This is a genomic window from Mangrovicoccus ximenensis (genome assembly GCF_003056725.1).
GTDB classification, from domain to species: Bacteria; Pseudomonadota; Alphaproteobacteria; order Rhodobacterales; family Rhodobacteraceae; genus Mangrovicoccus; species Mangrovicoccus ximenensis.
Genome location: NZ_QBKZ01000001.1, coordinates 355,952 through 371,851, shown reverse-complemented (window position 1 = coordinate 371,851; position 15,900 = coordinate 355,952). Strand labels below are relative to the sequence as shown.

Annotated in this window: 21 protein-coding genes and 1 pseudogene; 12 read left to right on the top strand and 10 right to left on the bottom strand. The window is 68.4% G+C overall.

The genetic code is table 11. The features are described from left to right. Positions 1–4: 4 nt before the first annotated feature. Positions 5–253: a glutamine synthetase gene (locus C7T91_RS02240; RefSeq protein WP_161555695.1), complete on the bottom strand. Its 249-nt coding sequence runs from the start codon at positions 251–253 to the stop codon at positions 5–7. Positions 254–266: 13 nt separating this feature from the next. Between C7T91_RS02240 and C7T91_RS37695 the strand changes: the two genes are divergently transcribed. The 3 genes from C7T91_RS37695 to C7T91_RS02230 are packed head-to-tail and all read left to right on the top strand — an operon-like array spanning position 267 to position 2,052. Continuing rightward, positions 267–395, top strand: a complete 129-nt coding sequence (locus C7T91_RS37695; protein ID WP_269099542.1) for a hypothetical protein — start codon at positions 267–269, stop codon at positions 393–395. Beyond that, positions 392–1,249, top strand: a complete 858-nt coding sequence (locus C7T91_RS02235; RefSeq protein ID WP_236637927.1) for an ABC transporter permease — start codon at positions 392–394, stop codon at positions 1,247–1,249. The genes C7T91_RS37695 and C7T91_RS02235 overlap by 4 nt, the downstream gene beginning before the upstream one ends. Continuing rightward, on the top strand, positions 1,246–2,052 hold the full coding sequence (locus C7T91_RS02230) for an ABC transporter permease (protein ID WP_108257817.1): 807 nt from the start codon (positions 1,246–1,248) through the stop codon (positions 2,050–2,052). The genes C7T91_RS02235 and C7T91_RS02230 overlap by 4 nt, the downstream gene beginning before the upstream one ends. A 33-nt stretch (positions 2,053–2,085) precedes the next feature. On the opposite strand, the gene C7T91_RS02225 is transcribed toward C7T91_RS02230, so the two are convergent. Then, positions 2,086–2,739 (bottom strand): AraC family ligand binding domain-containing protein, encoded by a 654-nt coding sequence (locus tag C7T91_RS02225; RefSeq protein WP_269099540.1) that lies wholly within the window; start codon positions 2,737–2,739, stop codon positions 2,086–2,088. A 235-nt stretch (positions 2,740–2,974) separates the two neighbouring features. On the opposite strand from C7T91_RS02225, the gene C7T91_RS02220 reads away from it, so the two are divergent. Together C7T91_RS02220 and C7T91_RS02210 are read left to right on the top strand one after the other, a co-directional pair. Beyond that, positions 2,975–4,672: an FAD-dependent oxidoreductase gene (locus C7T91_RS02220; RefSeq protein WP_108257815.1), complete on the top strand. Its 1,698-nt coding sequence runs from the start codon at positions 2,975–2,977 to the stop codon at positions 4,670–4,672. 141 nt (positions 4,673–4,813) lie between these two features. After that, a complete protein-coding gene (locus tag C7T91_RS02210) occupies positions 4,814–5,410 on the top strand; it encodes a spermidine synthase (RefSeq protein WP_201741938.1) in 597 nt (198 codons plus the stop codon). On the opposite strand, the pseudogene C7T91_RS02205 reads toward C7T91_RS02210, so the two are convergent. The 5 genes and pseudogenes from C7T91_RS02205 to C7T91_RS02185 form a co-directional block, all read right to left on the bottom strand. After that, positions 5,383–5,568 (bottom strand): annotated as a pseudogene (locus C7T91_RS02205) (molybdopterin molybdenumtransferase MoeA); the annotation flags it as partial. The gene C7T91_RS02210 and the pseudogene C7T91_RS02205 sit on opposite strands and share 28 nt — an antisense overlap. After that, positions 5,565–6,038: a cyclic pyranopterin monophosphate synthase MoaC gene (moaC, locus tag C7T91_RS02200; RefSeq protein WP_108257813.1), complete on the bottom strand. Its 474-nt coding sequence runs from the start codon at positions 6,036–6,038 to the stop codon at positions 5,565–5,567. The pseudogene C7T91_RS02205 and the gene moaC, both read right to left, overlap by 4 nt. Next, the gene (gene trpC / locus C7T91_RS02195; protein WP_108257812.1) at positions 6,038–6,853 is read right to left on the bottom strand and encodes an indole-3-glycerol phosphate synthase TrpC; all 816 of its coding nucleotides are present in this window, start codon (positions 6,851–6,853) and stop codon (positions 6,038–6,040) included. The genes moaC and trpC overlap by 1 nt, the downstream gene beginning before the upstream one ends. Continuing rightward, on the bottom strand, positions 6,850–7,872 hold the full coding sequence (gene trpD, locus C7T91_RS02190; protein WP_108257811.1) for an anthranilate phosphoribosyltransferase: 1,023 nt from the start codon (positions 7,870–7,872) through the stop codon (positions 6,850–6,852). The genes trpC and trpD overlap by 4 nt, the downstream gene beginning before the upstream one ends. Beyond that, positions 7,869–8,450, bottom strand: coding sequence for an anthranilate synthase component II (locus C7T91_RS02185; protein ID WP_108257810.1), 582 nt, complete (start codon positions 8,448–8,450; stop codon positions 7,869–7,871). Before C7T91_RS02185 ends, trpD begins: the two co-directional genes overlap by 4 nt. A gap of 161 nt (positions 8,451–8,611) precedes the next feature. Here C7T91_RS02185 and C7T91_RS33210 point away from each other — a divergent pair, with 161 nt between their 5' ends. Continuing rightward, positions 8,612–8,806: a hypothetical protein gene (locus C7T91_RS33210; RefSeq protein WP_201742000.1), complete on the top strand. Its 195-nt coding sequence runs from the start codon at positions 8,612–8,614 to the stop codon at positions 8,804–8,806. Then, the gene (locus C7T91_RS02180; RefSeq protein ID WP_108258455.1) at positions 8,803–8,937 is read left to right on the top strand and encodes a DUF1674 domain-containing protein; all 135 of its coding nucleotides are present in this window, start codon (positions 8,803–8,805) and stop codon (positions 8,935–8,937) included. The genes C7T91_RS33210 and C7T91_RS02180 overlap by 4 nt, the downstream gene beginning before the upstream one ends. Positions 8,938–9,019: 82 nt before the next feature. Here C7T91_RS02180 and nhaA read toward each other — a convergent pair whose 3' ends face one another. Next, positions 9,020–10,225 (bottom strand): Na+/H+ antiporter NhaA, encoded by a 1,206-nt coding sequence (gene nhaA / locus C7T91_RS02175; protein ID WP_236637925.1) that lies wholly within the window; start codon positions 10,223–10,225, stop codon positions 9,020–9,022. 254 nt (positions 10,226–10,479) lie between these two features. Between nhaA and C7T91_RS02170 the strand changes: the two genes are divergently transcribed. Together C7T91_RS02170 and C7T91_RS02165 are read left to right on the top strand one after the other, a co-directional pair. Then, the gene (locus C7T91_RS02170) at positions 10,480–11,145 is read left to right on the top strand and encodes an RluA family pseudouridine synthase (protein WP_108258453.1); all 666 of its coding nucleotides are present in this window, start codon (positions 10,480–10,482) and stop codon (positions 11,143–11,145) included. A 179-nt stretch (positions 11,146–11,324) separates the two neighbouring features. Continuing rightward, positions 11,325–11,531, top strand: a complete 207-nt coding sequence (locus C7T91_RS02165) for a hypothetical protein (protein WP_145962746.1) — start codon at positions 11,325–11,327, stop codon at positions 11,529–11,531. A 518-nt stretch (positions 11,532–12,049) separates the two neighbouring features. Here C7T91_RS02165 and C7T91_RS02155 read toward each other — a convergent pair. Together C7T91_RS02155 and C7T91_RS02150 are read right to left on the bottom strand one after the other, a co-directional pair. Beyond that, entirely contained in the window at positions 12,050–13,456 is a 1,407-nt protein-coding gene (locus C7T91_RS02155; RefSeq protein ID WP_108257807.1) for a hypothetical protein, read from the bottom strand. A 119-nt stretch (positions 13,457–13,575) separates the two neighbouring features. Continuing rightward, a complete protein-coding gene (locus tag C7T91_RS02150) occupies positions 13,576–13,890 on the bottom strand; it encodes a DUF1476 domain-containing protein (protein WP_108257806.1) in 315 nt (104 codons plus the stop codon). Positions 13,891–14,048: 158 nt separating this feature from the next. On the opposite strand from C7T91_RS02150, the gene purC reads away from it, so the two are divergent. The 3 genes from purC to purQ all read left to right on the top strand — a co-directional run bounded on the left by purC (position 14,049) and on the right by purQ (position 15,844). Then, positions 14,049–14,807 carry a phosphoribosylaminoimidazolesuccinocarboxamide synthase gene (gene purC, locus C7T91_RS02145; protein WP_108257805.1) on the top strand — a complete coding sequence of 253 codons (759 nt, stop codon included), beginning with the start codon at positions 14,049–14,051 and terminating at the stop codon, positions 14,805–14,807. 126 nt (positions 14,808–14,933) lie between these two features. Beyond that, positions 14,934–15,173 (top strand): phosphoribosylformylglycinamidine synthase subunit PurS, encoded by a 240-nt coding sequence (purS, locus tag C7T91_RS02140; RefSeq protein WP_108257804.1) that lies wholly within the window; start codon positions 14,934–14,936, stop codon positions 15,171–15,173. Then, complete coding sequence (gene purQ, locus C7T91_RS02135) at positions 15,173–15,844, top strand: phosphoribosylformylglycinamidine synthase subunit PurQ (protein WP_108257803.1); 672 nt, start codon at positions 15,173–15,175, stop codon at positions 15,842–15,844. The genes purS and purQ overlap by 1 nt, the downstream gene beginning before the upstream one ends. The last annotated feature ends 56 nt before the right edge of the window (positions 15,845–15,900 follow it).

The window sequence follows — 15,900 nt, the reverse complement described above, 5'->3', positions numbered from 1 at the left end:
CGGATCACACCGTGCCGAGATAGCTGCGGTATTCCAGCGCCGAGATCTCGGCCTCGAACACCGCCAGCTCCTGCCGCTTGCAGGCCGAGAACATCGCGACGAACTCGGCCGGGAACAGCGCGGCGCAGAGCGGGCTGGCCTCGAAGGCCTCGATCATCTGCCGCCAGTCCGGCGGGATCGCGGCCCGTGCGCCGCTCCCGACATTGTTGTCCTCGCGCGGCGCGGGCTCCTGCCCGGCGTCGAGGCCGCGCACGCAGCATTGCGAGGTGGCGCTGCCCGACGGCGCGCGGCTGAAGCTGACCGCGCCGCCGAACGCCCCGGTCGCCACCGGCGACGAGGTCGGCATCGCGGTCGACCTGGACCATGCCTGGATCATGCCCGAGGTCGCGGCATGACCCGTTCCGCCCGCATGAAGCTGTGGCTGGCGCTGCCGGCCGTGGCGCTGATCTTCGTCTTCATGATCCTGCCGATCACCAACATGGTGGAGATGAGCTTCCGCACGCCGGGCACGTCCGAGCCGTTCGGCGACGACTACACCGCGATGCATTACGCGCGCATCTTCGGCGACGGCTATTACTGGGGCGTGCTGTTCCGCTCGCTCTGGACCGCCGCGCTGGTCACGCTGCTGTGCCTGATCGTCAGCTACCCGATCGCCTGGCACCTGTCGAAGGCCAAGGGAATGAAGGCGGTGCTGCTCTACGCCGCCATCGCCTCGCCGCTGATGACCGGGGTGCTGGTGCGCAACTTCGGCTGGATGATCGCCGCCGCCCTCGACGGGCCGGTGAACGACACGCTGATCGCCATGGGCATCATCGACGCGCCGCTCAGGCTCCTGTTCACCCAGACGCTGGTCATCCTGGCCCTGGTGCATGTCTTCGTGCCCTTCATGGTGCTGCCGATCAACAACGCGCTCAGGAACATCCCGCCGGAGCTGTCGGAGGCCGCCGCCTCGATGGGCGCCAGCCGGGTCGCCGCGTTCCGCGACGTGATCCTGCCGCTCAGCTTCCCGGGCATCCAGCCCGGCGTGATCCTGGTCTACGTGCTGGCCGTGGCGGCCTATGTGACCCCGGCGCTGCTCGGCGGCCAGATGGTCACCTACATGCCGACCCTGATCATCGGCGAGCTGACCGGCACCTTCCGCTGGCCGCTCGGCTCGGCGCTGGCGATCGTGCTCTCGCTCTCGACCCTCGGCGTGGTGCTGGCCTTCACGCTCTTCACCTGGAAATGGATGGAAAGGGCCCGCGCATGAACCGCTCCGCCTTCGCGAACCAGGGGCCTGTCACGCTCGGCTTCGGCCTTTTGATCGTCCTGCTCTACGTCTTCCTGCTGATGCCGCTGGTCACGATCATCGGCGCCTCCTTCACCTCGGGCCAGCTGATGGCCTTCCCGCCGGAGGGGTTCTCGCTGCAATGGTATGCCGAGTTCCTCGGCCGCAAGAACCTGATCGACGGCCTGCTGCTGTCGCTGAAGGTCGGCGCGGTCACGGCGGTCGTCACCATGGCGATCGCCATGATGGCGGCGCTGGCGGGGCAGGTGATCACCGGCAAGCTCGGCGGCTGGTTCCAGCTCGGCATGACGCTGCCGCTGCTGGTGCCGGAACTGCTGACCGCGGTGGGGCTCCTGTTCTTCCTCTACAAGATCGGTCTCGGCAAGACCGGGCTGGGGCTGCAGATCGGCCATATCCTGATGTCCTTCCCTTATGCCTACGTGTCGATCTCGGCGGCGATGCGGCCGGTGCCGCGGGCGCTCGACGAGGCCTCGGCGAGCCTCGGGGCGACCGGCTGGCAGACCTTCCGGCTGGTGACGCTGCCCTTGGTGATGCCGGGCCTGGCGATGGGCGGGATCTTCGCCTTCATCAACAGTTTCGACCTCTACACGATCTCGCTTCTGCTCAAGCCGATCGGCGGCAACACCCTGCCGCTCGCCCTCTTCGACTTCCTCACCTACGAGTTCAAGCCGACGGCTGCGGCCGCCGCGACGATCTCGATCCTCTTGTCGCTGGTCGGCGTGGGGCTGGTGCAGAAACTCGTCGGACTGCAACGCGCGTTCTGATCCTCCGGACCGCCTCAAGACAGGAAGGACCCGTCATGTCGGACATGCCGGACAGGATACGTCTGATCTACCAGCTGGCCAGTCCGCTCCACCGGAGCGCCGGACCGGCCGAGATCGCGCGCCGCGAGGCGATGCTCCAGGCCTGGGCGCCGGGCTGCGGGATCCGCGTGGTCTCGCCGGAAACCGGCCCGGCCTCGGTCCAGTCGGCCGCCGATGCGGCGGCTGTGCCGCCGCGCGCATCAGCGCCACCAGCATCTGCAGCACCTGGCCGCGGATCGCAGCGCGCCGCCCCGGCGCCGACCAGACATATTCGCGGTAGCAGCCGCGGAACAGCGCCGGGATCATCGAGGTCGCCGGGTCGGTCTCGGCCACCGGATGCACCGCGGGCTGCGACAGCGGCTCCAGCAGGCGCATGTCCTGTCCCGCCACCGCGCGCAGATAGGCGGTCGCTGCATTGATCACGAAACCGTCGGTTCCTGCCGAGAACTCGAAGCCGTGGACCAGCCCCGCGGGCACCAGGATCAGGCTGCCGGTCGGCACGGCGATCTCCTCGCCCTCCACGCGGTAGAGCCCGCCGCCATGCTCGACCAGAAGGATCTGCACATGCTCCGGATGGGAATGCTCCTGAATAATCCAATCATGCGCCCCGGATCGTTCCCGGATCGGCTCGATATGGAGGAAGTCCATCTCGACATCCGAAATCGGGTCACCATACAGAAAGCAAAGGGGTATTTCGAGATCGAGCATCTGTGTCCTCCTCCGTGCCGGCGCCTCCCGCGCCTGCGGACCGTGAATTCCGCGCGGCAAATATGCAATTTTCGGCAGCCGCCGTCCATTCCTTCCGTGGCCCGCCGAGGCCAGATTGCCGCCATGGGCACGCGCCGGGGAGAGGCCGCGTGCCGCCAATTCCGGGAGGAACGAGATGCAAGAGATGCTCCGAGACGGGCAGGAATGCGACGTGCTGGTGATCGGCTCGGGCGCGGGCGGGCTGGCCACGGCGGTCACCGCCGCCAAGCACGGGCTCGACGTGGTCGTGATCGAGAAGGAGCCGGTCTTCGGCGGCACCACCGCCTTTTCCGGCGGGGTGCTCTGGGTTCCCGGCAACCGCCATTGCGGCGTCCCCGACAGCCGCGACGAGGCGCGGCGCTACATGCGCGAAGAGACCGGCAATTTCTACGACGCCGCCGCGGTCGAGGCCTATCTGGAGACCGGGCCGGAGATGCTCGATTTCTTCGAGCGCGAGACCGAGGTCGCCTTCGTGCCGACGCTCTATCCCGACTATCACCCGACGGTTCCGGGCGGGGTCGAGACCGGCCGCTCGGTGCTGGCCGCGCCCTATGACACGACCGGGCTCGGCAAGGACATGGCGCGGCTGCGCCCGCCCCTGAAGACCATCACCTTCATGGGGATGATGTTCAATTCCTCGAATGCCGACATCAAGCATTTTTTCAACGCCACCAAGTCGGTGACGTCCTTCGCCTATGTCGCGCGGCGGCTGGCGGCGCATTTCGTCGAGGTGCTGCGCTACGGCCGCGGCACCAAGGTGACCTCGGGCAACGCGCTGGCGGCGCGGCTGGCGAAAAGCTGCTTCGATCTGGGCATTCCGATCCATACCTCGGCGCCCGCGGATGAACTCCTGTCCGGGCCGGGCGGGGTGACCGGCGCCGTCGTGGCGGCGCCGTCGGGCAAGGTCACGATCCGGGCGCGCAAGGGCGTGGTGCTGGCGGCCGGCGGCTTCGCCCGCGATCTGGAGAAAATCCGCAAGGCCTATCCGCATCTGCGGCGCGGCGGCACCCATGTCACCCCGGTGCCCGAGGGCAATACCGGCGACGGCATCGATCTGGGCGTGGCGGCGGGCGGCAAGTTCGACCTGCGCTTCGCCAACACTTCGGCCTGGATGCCGGTCTCCGAGGTGCCGTCGGGCAAGGGCAGGACGATCGCCTTCCCGCATCTTCTGGACCGCTACAAGCCGGGCATCATCGCGGTGCTGAAGGACGGGCGGCGCTTCACCAACGAAAGCGAGAGCTATCACGATGTCGGCGCGGCGCTGATCCGGGCCTGCGAGGGCGAGGCCGAGACCGCCTGCTGGCTGGTCGCCGACCGCCGGGCGCTGGCGAAATACGGGCTGGGCTTTGCCAAGCCCTCGCCGGTGCCGCCGCAGCTGTTCAAGCGGACGGGCTATCTGAAAAGCGGAAAGACGCTGGCGGAGCTGGCGGCGGCCTGCGGCATCGACCCGGCCGGGCTCGAGGCCACGGTGGCGGGCTACAACGCCACGGCGCGGCAGGGCGAGGATCCGGAATTCGGCCGCGGCTCGACCGCCTTCAACCGTTATCTCGCCGATCCCGAGAACACCCCCAATCCCTGCGTCGCGCCCCTGGAGGCCGGGCCGTTCTACGCGGTCAAGGTGGTGATGGGCGATCTGGGCACCTTCGACGGGCTCGAGACCACGGTGGAGGGCCAGGTGCTCGACCGGCAGGGCGCGGCCATCCCCGGCCTCTATGCGGTCGGCAATGACCGGGCCTCGATCATGGGCGGCAACTATCCCGGCGCGGGCATCACGCTGGGTCCGGCGATGACCTTCGGCTACATCACCGGCCGCCATCTGGCAGGTGCGGCATGAGCGGCGCGGACTGGCTGGCGCTTGACGGCAAGGTCGCGGTCGTCACCGGCGGGGCCGGCGGCATCGGGCGGGCCTGCCTCGAGGGCTTCCTCGCGGCGGGCTGCAAGGTGGCCTCCCTACGCGCAATGGGTCTGGGCGCGCATGGACCGCGATCTGGGGCCGGAAGCCGCCGTGCTCTTCGTCGGCGGCGGCGGATATACCCTGCCCGCCCGCCTCCTGGCCTCGCGCCCGGAGGCCAGAGCCGTCGCGGTCGAGATCGATCCGCTCGTCACCGAAGTCGTGCGCCGGCACCTGCCAGCCGCCGCCGCAATGATCGAACGGACGGGCCATGAGGCCGCCCCCGGCGATGCCGGAGGTCCCGGCCGACTCGGGATCGTGCATGCCGACGGCCGCGTCTTCATCAACGAAACCGGGCGCCGCTTCGATGCCGCGGTAATGGACGCGTTCTCGTCCTCGTCGGTCCCGGCGCATCTGGCGACGGCCGAGACCTACCGGCGCCTGCGCGAGATCACCGGCGGGCCGGTCTACGTGAACCTGATCGACAGCCCCGGCGGCCGGCTGGAACGCGGCATCCACGCGATCCTGCGCGACCTCTATCCGCATGTCGACGCGGTGCAGGGGCCCGTCAGCGCGCGCGGCCTGGCCAATACGCTGCTTGCCGCCTCTCACCGGCCCCTCGCGCCGCTCGACGCCCTGCCCGACGGCTATGCGCCCGGGTCCTCGCCGCGGACCGCGTAGCCGTCCATGGCGGAGGCGGCGAAGGGCGGCTGGGTGCGGCGGGCAATGGCGGGCTCGGCAAGGACCCGTCCGGCAGCCCGCAGCAGCGGGACGCTCTCGGTCGGCATCGGCGTGACCAGCGCGAAGATCCGCGCCAGCGCCTCGTCCACGGAAATCACGGGGCTGCCTCGTAGCGGCCGGACTTGCCGCCTTCCTTCAGCATCACGCGGATGCCGAGGATCTCCATGTCCTTCTGCGCCGCCTTCAGCATGTCATAGACGGTCAGCGCGGCCGTCGAGACGGCGGTCAGCGCTTCCATCTCGACGCCGGTCTGGCCGGTGGTCTTCACCGTGGCCTCGATCCGCACGCCCGGCAGGGTCTCGTCCGGGGCCAGCTCGACCGCGACCTTGGTCACCGGCAGCGGATGGCAGAGCGGGATCAGGTCGGAGGTGCGCTTCGCCCCCATGATCCCGGCCAGCCGCGCCACGCCCAGCACGTCGCCCTTCTTGGCGGTGCCCTCGGTCACCAGACGAAGCGTCTCGGCCGACATGCGCACCGCGCCCTCGGCCACGGCGACCCGCGAGGTCACCGCCTTTTCCGAGACATCGACCATATGCGCGTCGCCCTTGGCGTCGAAATGGGTGAGCATCACATGCCTCCGCCCGAGGTCAGCGGCTGCGAGAGCAGGGTGCGGGTCGCGGTGGCGACATCGTCCTGGCGCATCAGGCTTTCGCCGATCAGGAAGCAGCGCACGCCGTAGCGCGCCATGTCCGCCAGATCCTCGCGGGTGAAGAGCCCGCTTTCGCCGACCAGCATCCGGTCGAGCGGCGCGCGCTTGGCCAGCGTCCGGGTGGTGTCGAGCGAGGTCTCGAAGGTCTTCAGGTTGCGGTTGTTGATGCCGAGGAGGGAGGATTTCAGGGCGCTCGCGCGCTCCAGCTCCTCCTGGTTGTGCACCTCGATCAGCGCGTCCATGCCCCAGTCGGCGGCGGCGGCCTCGAGCTCCTGCGCCTGGGCGTCGGAGACGCTGGCCATGATGATCAGGATGCAGTCCGCGCCGAGCGCGCGGGCCTCGGCCACCTGGTAGGTGTCGTACATGAAGTCCTTGCGCAGCACCGGCAGCGACACTGCTCCGCGCGCCGCCACCAGGAATTCGTCGGCGCCCTGGAAGCTCGGCCCGTCGGTCAGAACGGACAGGCAGGTCGCGCCGCCTTCCTCATAGGCGGCGGCGATCGCGGGCGGATCGAAATCCGGGCGGATCAGCCCCTTGGAGGGACTCGCCTTCTTGACCTCGGCGATCAGCCCGTAGCCCTGCTGGCTGGCCTCGTGCAGCGCGCGGCCGAAGGGGCGCACGGGCGAGGCGGCGCGGGCGCGCGCTTCGATTTCCGAAAGGGGCACGGCCTGCTTGCAGGCAGCGACATGCTCCAGCTTGTAGGCCTTGATGCGGTCGAGGACGGTCTCGCTCATGCCGTCACCTCCGAAGTAATGCGGGCGAGGGCTTCGACCTTGCAGAAGGCCTCGCCGCTGTCGATGCTTTCCGCGGCCATGGCGGCGCCGTCCTTCAGGTCGGACGCCTTCCCGGCGATCAGCAGGGCGGCTGCGGAGTTCAGGAGCACCGCATCGCGATAGGCGGACTTGGTGCCGTTCAGGAGCGCCCGGAAGGCGATGCCGTTCTCTTCGGGCGTGCCGCCGACGATGTCCTCGAAGGGATGCACCGGCAGGCCGGCCTCCTCGGGGTGGATCTGGAATTCGGCGACCTTGCCGTCCTTCAGCTCGGCGACCTCGGAGGTGCCGGTGATGGTCAGCTCGTCGGTGCCGTCGGAGCCGTGGACCAGCCAGGCGCGGGTGGTGCCGAGCTGGCCCAGCACTTCGGCCATCGGCCGGATCAGCGCCGCAGTGAAGGCGCCGGTCAGCTGGAACTTCACTTCGGCGGGGTTCGAAAGCGGCCCGAGGATGTTGAAGATCGTCCTGGTGCCGAGCTCGACCCGTGACGGGCCGACATGCTTCATCGCCGGGTGGTGCATCGGCGCCATCATGAAGGCGATGCCGCAGGCATCGAGCGCCTTCTGCACGACCTCGGGCGGAACCATGACATTCACGCCCATCTGCCCGAGCGCGTCGGCCGAGCCCGATTTCGACGACAGGTTGCGGTTGCCGTGCTTGGCGACCGGCACGCCCGCGCCTGCCACGACGAAGGCCGTCGCGGTGGAGATGTTCAGCGTGCCCTTGCCGTCGCCGCCGGTGCCGACGATGTCGATCGCGCCCTCGGGGGCGGTGACCTTGCTGCATTTCGAGCGCATCACCTTGGCGGCGGCGGTGATCTCGTCCACCGTCTCGCCGCGGGTCCTGAGCGCCATGAGGAAGCCGCCGATCTGCGCGGGCGTCGCGCGGCCCTCGAACAGCGCGAGGAAGGCGGCCTCGGCTTCGGCGCGGGTCAACGGTCCGTCGGCGGCCTTGCCGATCAGGGGTTTGATGTCGTCGCTCATGCCGGTTCCTTCAGCCCGTCGAGGAAAGTCTTGAGCATCTGGTGTCCATGCTCGCTGCGGATGCTCTCGGGGTGGAACTGCACGCCCTCGACGGGCAGCTCGCGGTGGCGCAGCCCCATGATCGTGCCGTCCTCCAGCCATGCCGTCACCTCGAGGCAGTCCGGAAGCGTGGCGCGGTCGACGATCAGCGAATGGTAGCGCGTGCCCATGAGCGGCGAGGGCAGCCCGGCGAAGACGCCTTTGCCCTCGTGATGGATGGTGCCCATCTTGCCGTGGACGATCTCGCCCGCGCGGACCACGTTTCCGCCGAAGGCTTCGCCGATGGTCTGGTGGCCGAGGCAGACGCCGAAGAGCGGCACGCCCGCGGCGGCGGCGGCCGTGGTCAGCTCGAGGCAGATGCCCGCCTGCGCGGGATCGCAGGGGCCGGGCGAGAGCACGATGCCCGAGGGGCGCTTCGCCAGCGCCTCCTGCACGCTCAGCGCGTCGTTGCGGTGCACGTCCACATCGGCGCCGAGTTCGCCGAAATAATGGACCAGGTTGTAAGTGAAGCTGTCGTAGTTATCGATGAGCAGAAGCATGGCGGGTCCTTCGGTCTGGGACGCAGTTGCACCCTTAGCGCGGCCATGGTCAAGGGGCGGGGGCGAGGATGGCGCCGGCAAAGGACGATCTGCTATGCTCGGCGCGCGGGCAGGACGAATGGGGGTTGGACGATGGAACGGGGCGGGAATCGTTGGGACGGATGACGCGGGGAATGCTGGCGGGGCTGGTCTTCGGGCTGGCGGCGGCGGTGCTGCTGCTCGGGGTGGCGGCGCTTCAGATCGAGCGGTCGAAGCAGCCGGAGCCGCCGAAGATGGTGCCGCCGGCGGTGTTCGAGGAGCTGCAGGTCGCCGCCGGGCCCGCGCCGCGGCATCCGCTGACGCGCTCCGCGCGCTGAAGGAAGCCGAGGAACGCCGCAAGGCCGCCGAGGCGGCAGCGGCGCTGCCCAAGGAGCTGGGCGGCCGCGACGGGCCCGAGCCCGTGCGCTACGGCGACTGGGAGAAGAAGGGCATCGCCATCGATTTCTGAGCGGCCGCCCTTTGGCGGGCACGCATGAAAAAAGGCGCGGGGAATGGTCCCCGCGCCTTCCGCATTTGTCCGGACGGCTGCTTCAGGCGGCGTGGCCCTGGCGCCGCGGGCTCTGCGCCTCGGCGGGCTTGCCGCTGAGATAGAGCACGGCGAAGCCCACCACGCCCGACAGGATCGAGCCCGCCAGCACGCCCAGCCGCACCTCGTTCATCAGGGTCTCGCCGGTGAAGGCGAGGCTGCCGATGAACAGGCTCATGGTGAAGCCGACCCCGGTCAGGCAGGCCAGGCCGTAGATCTGTGCCCAGTTGGCGCCTTTGGGCAGCCGCGCGAGCCCGGTCAGGCCCATCGCCAGCACGATCAGGAACACGCCCGCCTGCTTGCCGAAGAACAGGCCCGCGGCGATTCCGAGCGGCACCGGGCTCAGCATCATGTCGGCGGTGATGCCCGACAGGTCCACGCCGGCATTGGCGAAGGCGAAGATCGGCAGGATCAGGAAGCTGACATAGACATGCAGCCCGTGCTCCATCTTCGGGGCCAGGCCTTCCTCGCCGTCCTTGGTGGTCAGCGGCACGGTCAGCGCGATCAGCACGCCCGCGAGCGTGGCATGGACGCCCGATTTCAGCACGCAGACCCAGACGAAGATCAGGCAGGCGACATAGGGAAAGGCGCGGTTGACCCCCAGCCGGTTCAGGCCGATCGCCGCCACCACGCCGATCGCCGCCACGCCGAGCGCGACCATGGACATGTCGGAGCTGTAGAAGGCGGCGATGATGATGATCGCGCCGAGATCGTCGATGATCGCGATCGCCAGGAGCAGGATCTTCAGCGAGACCGGCGCGCGCGCGCCGACCAGCGCCAGGATCCCGAGCGCGAAGGCGATGTCGGTCGCCGCCGGGATTGCCCAGCCCTGGATCGTCTCGGGCGAGTTCATGTTGATCGCCCAGTAGATCAGCGCCGGGCCGGCCATGCCGCCGATCGCGGCGAGGAGCGGCAGCATCGCCTTGTCGAAGCTCGACAGGTCGCCCTGCACCAGCTCGCGTTTGATCTCCAGCCCGACGAGGAAGAAGAAGATCGCCATCAGGCCGTCATTGATCCAGTGGCTCAGCCCCTTGTCGATGACCAGGCTGCCGATCTCGATGCTCATGTGCATGTGGAGGAAGTGGTTGTACGCTTCCGCCAGACCCGAATTGCTGGCAGCCAGGGCCAGAATGGTCGCAATGATCAGCACGATGCCCGCGCTGGTGTCCTTGTGAAGGAAATTGTCGAGGCGTTCCATCGCCTTGCTCACGGCCATAACTCCTAGCTATTGAACATGCCAAGCGGGGCGTCATGGTCGCCCGGCGCCCGCTTCCCGACCGATATCGGGTCGCGCTTGCGTGAATTCAATTTGACCGGCCGGAAATCCGGGCCGGAATGCTCCGGATTCGTGCGGTACGCTTTCTTGTGCCACGTTTTTCGGCATTTTGCACGCGGCCCGGACTTGTCTTCGGCGGGGCAAGCGGGCATGTCCGGCCCTTGACCGCCGCTGCCGAGGTCCTTCCGATGCCGAAATTCGTTCCGGGCACCGCGCCCTACGACCCGCCGACCGACCCGCTGAACATCCTGCATCACGACCAGCACCTGCTGGTGGTGGAGAAGCCCTCGGGCCTCCTGTCGGTGCCGGGGCGGGGCGAGCATCTGGCGGATTGCCTGATCTCGCGGCTGCAGGGGATCTTCCCCGAAGTGCTGCTGGTGCACCGGCTCGACCGCGACACTTCGGGGGTCATGGTCTTCGCGCTGACCAAGCATGCGCAGCGGCATCTGGGGCTGCAATTCGAGAAGCGGCAGGTGAAGAAGGCCTATGTCGCCCGCGTCTGGGGCGAGATGGCCGAAGCCGAGGGCGTGGTGGATCTGCCGCTGATCGTCGACTGGCCGAACCGGCCGCTGCAGAAGGTCTGCCACGAGACCGGCCGCAACGCGGTCACCGAATGGAAGCGCATCAAGGCCGGCGACGGCGAGAGCCGGGTGCGGCTGAACCCGCTGACCGGACGCAGCCACCAGCTGCGGGTCCACATGCTGAGCCTCGGCCATCCGATCCTGGGCGACCCCTTCTACGCCGACGGCCCGGCGCTGGAATATCCCCGGCTGATGCTGCATGCCGAGCGGCTGCGCTTCCGCAATCCGGAAGGCGGGCAGGGCATGACCTTCTCGGTGCCCGCGCCTTTCTGACCCCGCTTTGCCCGGAGCCTTGTCCGGGCCGCGCTCCGCGCCGCGGCGGGTCTGCCGGTTGCCGGCGGGGGCGGAGCCCCTGCGCGAGGGGCTTGACATAGGGGAAGCTTCTCCTGTCTCGTTTATGTGAATTTTTTCATGTAACGGGGGGGAACATGGTCCGTCCGGCCAAAGCGGTCTTGCCGTTGCTCGCCATCCTCGCGCTGGCGGCGGCTCTCCTGCAGGTGTCGCGGCGTCCGGCCGAGGCGCAGGTGCCGCCGCATCCGCCGGGAACCGTCTGCTTCACGCCGTATTTCTGGTGCTGGCTGCCGGCGCCGCAGCCGGTCGGCACGACCTGCGCCTGCTTCCACCAGCAGGCCGGCTGGGTCTACGGGACGGCGGGGTAGCGACCCAGATGGCGCGTGCACCGGAACTTGACCAGCTTCTGAAGGACGCCCGCAAGCTCAACCAGGTCGGGGTGGAAACCGGGGCCATAAAGGACGACCGGCTGATCAAGGCGCTCGGCGCGGCGGAGCGCAAGGATGACGAGGACGAGCTCAGCTATGACAGTCCCGAGGCGCAGGCGCTGCACAGCGAGGTCGTGCGGACGCTGAAGCTGGTGCAGCCATACACGCTGCAGCAGATCCGCAAGTTCCGGTCGGGCAAGCTGGCGATGTACCGCAACACCTTCAGCAGGTTTGTCCTGGTCGTGGTCATCATCTTCTTTGTCGGCGTGACGGGGATGCTGACGAACCTCTACAACAAGACCAGCCTGCTGCTGCAAGATATCGAGCGGTTCCAGCAGGAAGCGTCGCTGCGGCGGATGACGGATCTGGCGATCGGCGTCTACGACATCTACGCCAATGGCGATGTGGTGTCCGAGCGGGACCAGGAGTTCCTGAACACGACCTTCTCGTCGCTGGTGTCACTCAGCGAGCGCAGCATGGTGTTGACCAACCGGGCGTCGCTGAACTCGACGGAGCGCGAGCGGATCCGCCAGGCTTGGGAGAAGGTCTGGTATGCGCCGTACCGGCTGTTCGACGGCCGCGCCGGTCCTGCTGACGGGGAACCGCAGCAGGACGGGTCCGGCGGCCTGGCCGATGCCGGAGCGTCGGAGGAAGAGAAACGGCAATATGACCTCGCGATGCAGGCCGGCCTGACCTCGGCTGCGCAGAGCTACGGCGGCGGGGCGGTTGCCGCCGTCCCCGGCCAGGGTAGCTCCGCGCCGCCTCCGGCCGCTGCCGGCGGCAGCTAGCGAGGCCGACCACAGCAGCCCGAGCCCCGGCTGGCGCACCAGATGCGCCTCGGCAAGCGAGCATTCCGCAAGCGCCCGGCCCAGTTCGGTATTCGCGCAGCCGACTTCGGCGCCGCGGCGCCATTCCAGCTCGATCGCGCCGTGTTTCGGCCGGATCAGCGCGGGCGCAGCCAGGGCGACGGTGGCCAACGCGGCGGGAATGGCGAAATAGACCAGCCGGTAGCCCGTGATCGCCGCGACTAGCAGGGCGGGGTCGACCGTCGGCAGCAGAGACAGTATGGTCAGCTCGAAGGCGCCGAGCCCTGCGGGGGTTCCGGCCATCAGCCCGGCGCCGAGCGACAGCAGGAAGACCGGCACCATGACATGGAGCGGCACCGCCGCCGCCCCGTCGAGCAGCACATGCATCACCCCGGCGGCGGCCAGCATGTCGAGCACCGCATAGAAGGTCATCGCCGCGATGCTGCGCATGCCGATGCCGCTGCTGCGCAGCCGCCGCCGTGCCTTCCGCGCCAGCCCGTTCGGCCAGAAGGCCAGCGCCGCGCCGAGCAGGGAGGTGATCCAGAAGCCTGCGCGGGCGGCGGCGGCGGTGTCGGGCTCCAGCTCGGGATGCAGCATCAGCGCGGCCATGCTGAGCCAGGCCCAGATGACGAAGAACCCGGCCGCCATGACGGTGGAGAGCATCAGCGCGCGGGCCGGGCTGAGCCCGGGAATCAGCCGCCAGCGCGCCAGCGCGCCGGTCAGGATGCCGACCCCCAAGGTCTGCGATACCGCCATGGCTGCCATGCCGGCACGGCGGGCCAGCTTCTGGCCGACGCCGGTATGGAACATGCGGTGGGCGATGGCGTCGAAGCGGCCGAGCGCCCAGTAGCCGAGCCCTGCGAGCGCCGCAGCCTGCAGCCAGGCAGCCGGCGCGATCCGGGAGAAGGCGGCGCGGGTCTCGGCGAAATCGACCGACAGGAGCTTGTCTCGGAAGGCCAGCAGAAGCAGAACGGTAATGGCAGGCGCGACGAGGGCGCGCGCCAGTGCGCGCGGCGAGGCGAGCCGGATGCGGCCCGCATCCGTGATGATCGGTGGCATGGTCGTCCCCTCTGTTCCCCGAACCCGGGGAGACGATAGGACGGCTGTACAAAGGAAAGCCTAACGGAAGCCGCGCGGGGCGCGGCTTCGGGGAGATCAGCCCTTACAGAGGGTTAAGATCAGGTCTCCGCGGCGATGTCGGCCTTGGCCTGGGCGAAGAACTCGACCATTTTCTCCTTGATCTGCTCTTCGGTGGTCAGGTCGCCCAGATCCTCGCGGATCTTGATCAGGACGGCCAAATGGCGCGGATCGTCAATATCGGCGCGCACGACCTCGACGACGTAGTCCGCCAGCTCGTCGCCGGTCTTGCCCAGCAGGCTGCCGGCCCAGCGGGCCAGCGCGCGGTCGCGGCGGGCGATTGCCTTGAAGGTCATCTCCTCGCTGCGGACGAACATCGCCTCGAAGGCCATTTCTCGTTGATCAAAAGTGGTCATGGCACCATCTCCCTTCTAGTGCGCGTCCAATCACATATTTGGCTGTTTTGATGGGCCGTACAAGGGATTTCCCCGCGTCCTTGCGGGATGTGTGGCCTTGCCGTATATGACGCCCACCCGGCGCCAGAAGCGCGCCTCTCTCCCAGGTGGATTACGCAATGGCACGTCGCAAGAAAATCTATGAAGGAAAGGCCAAGATCCTTTACGAAGGTCCTGAGCCCGGCACGCTCGTCCAGTACTTCAAGGACGACGCCACCGCCTTCAACGCGCAGAAGAAAGACGTGATCGAAGGCAAGGGCGTCCTGAACAACCGCCTGTCCGAATTCTTCATGGGCGGTCTGGCCGCGATCGGCGTCCCGACTCACTTCATCCGCCGCATCAACATGCGCGAGCAGCTGATCCGCGCGGTGGAAATCATCCCGCTCGAGGTGATCGTGCGCAACCGCGCGGCAGGCAGCCTCGCCAAGCGCCTCGGCCTCGAAGAAGGCACCGCGCTGCCGCGCCCGATCGTCGAGTTCTGCTACAAGGACGACAAGCTGGGCGACCCGCTGGTCACCGAAGAGCACATCATCGCCTTCGGCTGGGCCTCGCAGCAGGACCTCGACGACATGATCGCGCTCGCGCTGCGGGTGAACGACTTCCTGTCGGGCGTCATGCATGGCGTCGGCATCCAGCTGGTCGACTTCAAGATCGAGATCGGCCGGGTCTGGGACGGCGACTACCAGCGCCTGATCGTCGCCGACGAGATCAGCCCCGACAGCTGCCGCCTGTGGGACGTCAAGACCGGCCAGAAACTGGACAAGGACGTGTTCCGCCAGGATCTGGGCAGCCTGACGGATGCCTATTCCGAAGTGGCGAAGCGTCTCGGCGTGCTGCCCGCGCAGGCCACCCCGATCAAGCCGACGCTGATCAATTGAAAGCCGGGAGGCGGGACGGTCATCCAGTTCCGCCGGAAAGCCTCAGAGGGGAGTTGATTCCCCTCGGGCTACCCCCTAGAGGCGGGCGCGACTGCCCGCACCGGGACTAAGAGACAAGGGACGACCATGAAAGCACGGGTTATGGTGATGCTGCGCAACGGGGTGCTCGATCCGCAGGGCGAGGCGGTGCGCACCGCTCTCGGGAACCTCGGCTTCGAGGGCGTCGGCGGCGTGCGCCAGGGCAAGGTGATCGAGCTCGACCTCGCCGAAACCGATCCGGAAGCGGCGCGCCACAGCGTGACCGCGATGTGCGAGAAGCTGCTCGCCAATACCGTGATCGAAAGCTACCAGATCGAGATCCTGTGATGCGCGCTGCTGTCATCGTCTTTCCCGGATCGAACTGCGACCGCGACATGGCGGTGGCCTTCCGCGAGGTGACCGGCGCCGAGACCACCATGGTCTGGCACGGCGAAAGCGGCCTTCCGGACAATGTCGACATCGTCGGCATCCCGGGCGGGTTCTCCTTCGGCGACTACCTGCGCTGCGGCGCCATTGCCGCGAATTCGCCGATCTGCCGCGCCGTGGTCGATTTCGCCAAGGCCGGCGGTGCCGTGCTGGGCGTCTGCAACGGCTTCCAGGTGCTGACCGAGACCGGGCTGCTGCCCGGCGCGCTGATGCGCAACTCGAACCTGAAATTCGTCTGCAAGCCGGTCGACCTGGTGGTCGAGACCGCGGACAGCATCTTCACTTCGGGCTACGAGAAGGGCCAGAAGATCGAGATCCCGGTCGCGCACCATGACGGCAGCTACCGGGCCGCCGGCGACCTGATGGCCCGGCTGAAGGACGAGGACCGCATCGCCTTCCGCTATGCCGAGGACATCAACGGCGCCGACGACCGCATCGCGGGCGTCCTGTCGTCGAACCGCCGGGTGCTGGGGCTGATGCCGCATCCCGAACGCGCGGTCGACGCGCTGCATGGCGGCACCGACGGCGTGGCCATGTTCAAGGCCCTGGCCGAGTCGCTGGTCTCGGCCTGACGCGGCCCGGCACGCGCGGCGCTCCGCCTACCGGGCGGCCCGCCGCGCAGGCGTGC

What these genes read in the sequence shown, in the direction of transcription:
- C7T91_RS02235 (WP_236637927.1), top strand. Translation starts at nt 392, where the DNA reads ATGACCCGTTCCGCCCGCATGAAGCTGTGGCTGGCGCTGCCGGCCGTG.
- C7T91_RS02230 (WP_108257817.1), top strand. Translation starts at nt 1,246, where the DNA reads ATGAACCGCTCCGCCTTCGCGAACCAGGGGCCTGTCACGCTCGGCTTC.
- C7T91_RS02225 (WP_269099540.1), bottom strand. Translation starts at nt 2,739, where the DNA reads ATGGACTTCCTCCATATCGAGCCGATCCGGGAACGATCCGGGGCGCAT.
- C7T91_RS02220 (WP_108257815.1), top strand. Translation starts at nt 2,975, where the DNA reads ATGCAAGAGATGCTCCGAGACGGGCAGGAATGCGACGTGCTGGTGATC.
- C7T91_RS02210 (WP_201741938.1), top strand. Translation starts at nt 4,814, where the DNA reads ATGGACCGCGATCTGGGGCCGGAAGCCGCCGTGCTCTTCGTCGGCGGC.
- moaC (WP_108257813.1), bottom strand. Translation starts at nt 6,038, where the DNA reads ATGCTCACCCATTTCGACGCCAAGGGCGACGCGCATATGGTCGATGTC.
- trpC (WP_108257812.1), bottom strand. Translation starts at nt 6,853, where the DNA reads ATGAGCGAGACCGTCCTCGACCGCATCAAGGCCTACAAGCTGGAGCAT.
- trpD (WP_108257811.1), bottom strand. Translation starts at nt 7,872, where the DNA reads ATGAGCGACGACATCAAACCCCTGATCGGCAAGGCCGCCGACGGACCG.
- C7T91_RS02185 (WP_108257810.1), bottom strand. Translation starts at nt 8,450, where the DNA reads ATGCTTCTGCTCATCGATAACTACGACAGCTTCACTTACAACCTGGTC.
- C7T91_RS33210 (WP_201742000.1), top strand. Translation starts at nt 8,612, where the DNA reads ATGACGCGGGGAATGCTGGCGGGGCTGGTCTTCGGGCTGGCGGCGGCG.
- C7T91_RS02170 (WP_108258453.1), top strand. Translation starts at nt 10,480, where the DNA reads ATGCCGAAATTCGTTCCGGGCACCGCGCCCTACGACCCGCCGACCGAC.
- C7T91_RS02155 (WP_108257807.1), bottom strand. Translation starts at nt 13,456, where the DNA reads ATGCCACCGATCATCACGGATGCGGGCCGCATCCGGCTCGCCTCGCCG.
- C7T91_RS02150 (WP_108257806.1), bottom strand. Translation starts at nt 13,890, where the DNA reads ATGACCACTTTTGATCAACGAGAAATGGCCTTCGAGGCGATGTTCGTC.
- purC (WP_108257805.1), top strand. Translation starts at nt 14,049, where the DNA reads ATGGCACGTCGCAAGAAAATCTATGAAGGAAAGGCCAAGATCCTTTAC.
- purS (WP_108257804.1), top strand. Translation starts at nt 14,934, where the DNA reads ATGAAAGCACGGGTTATGGTGATGCTGCGCAACGGGGTGCTCGATCCG.
- purQ (WP_108257803.1), top strand. Translation starts at nt 15,173, where the DNA reads ATGCGCGCTGCTGTCATCGTCTTTCCCGGATCGAACTGCGACCGCGAC.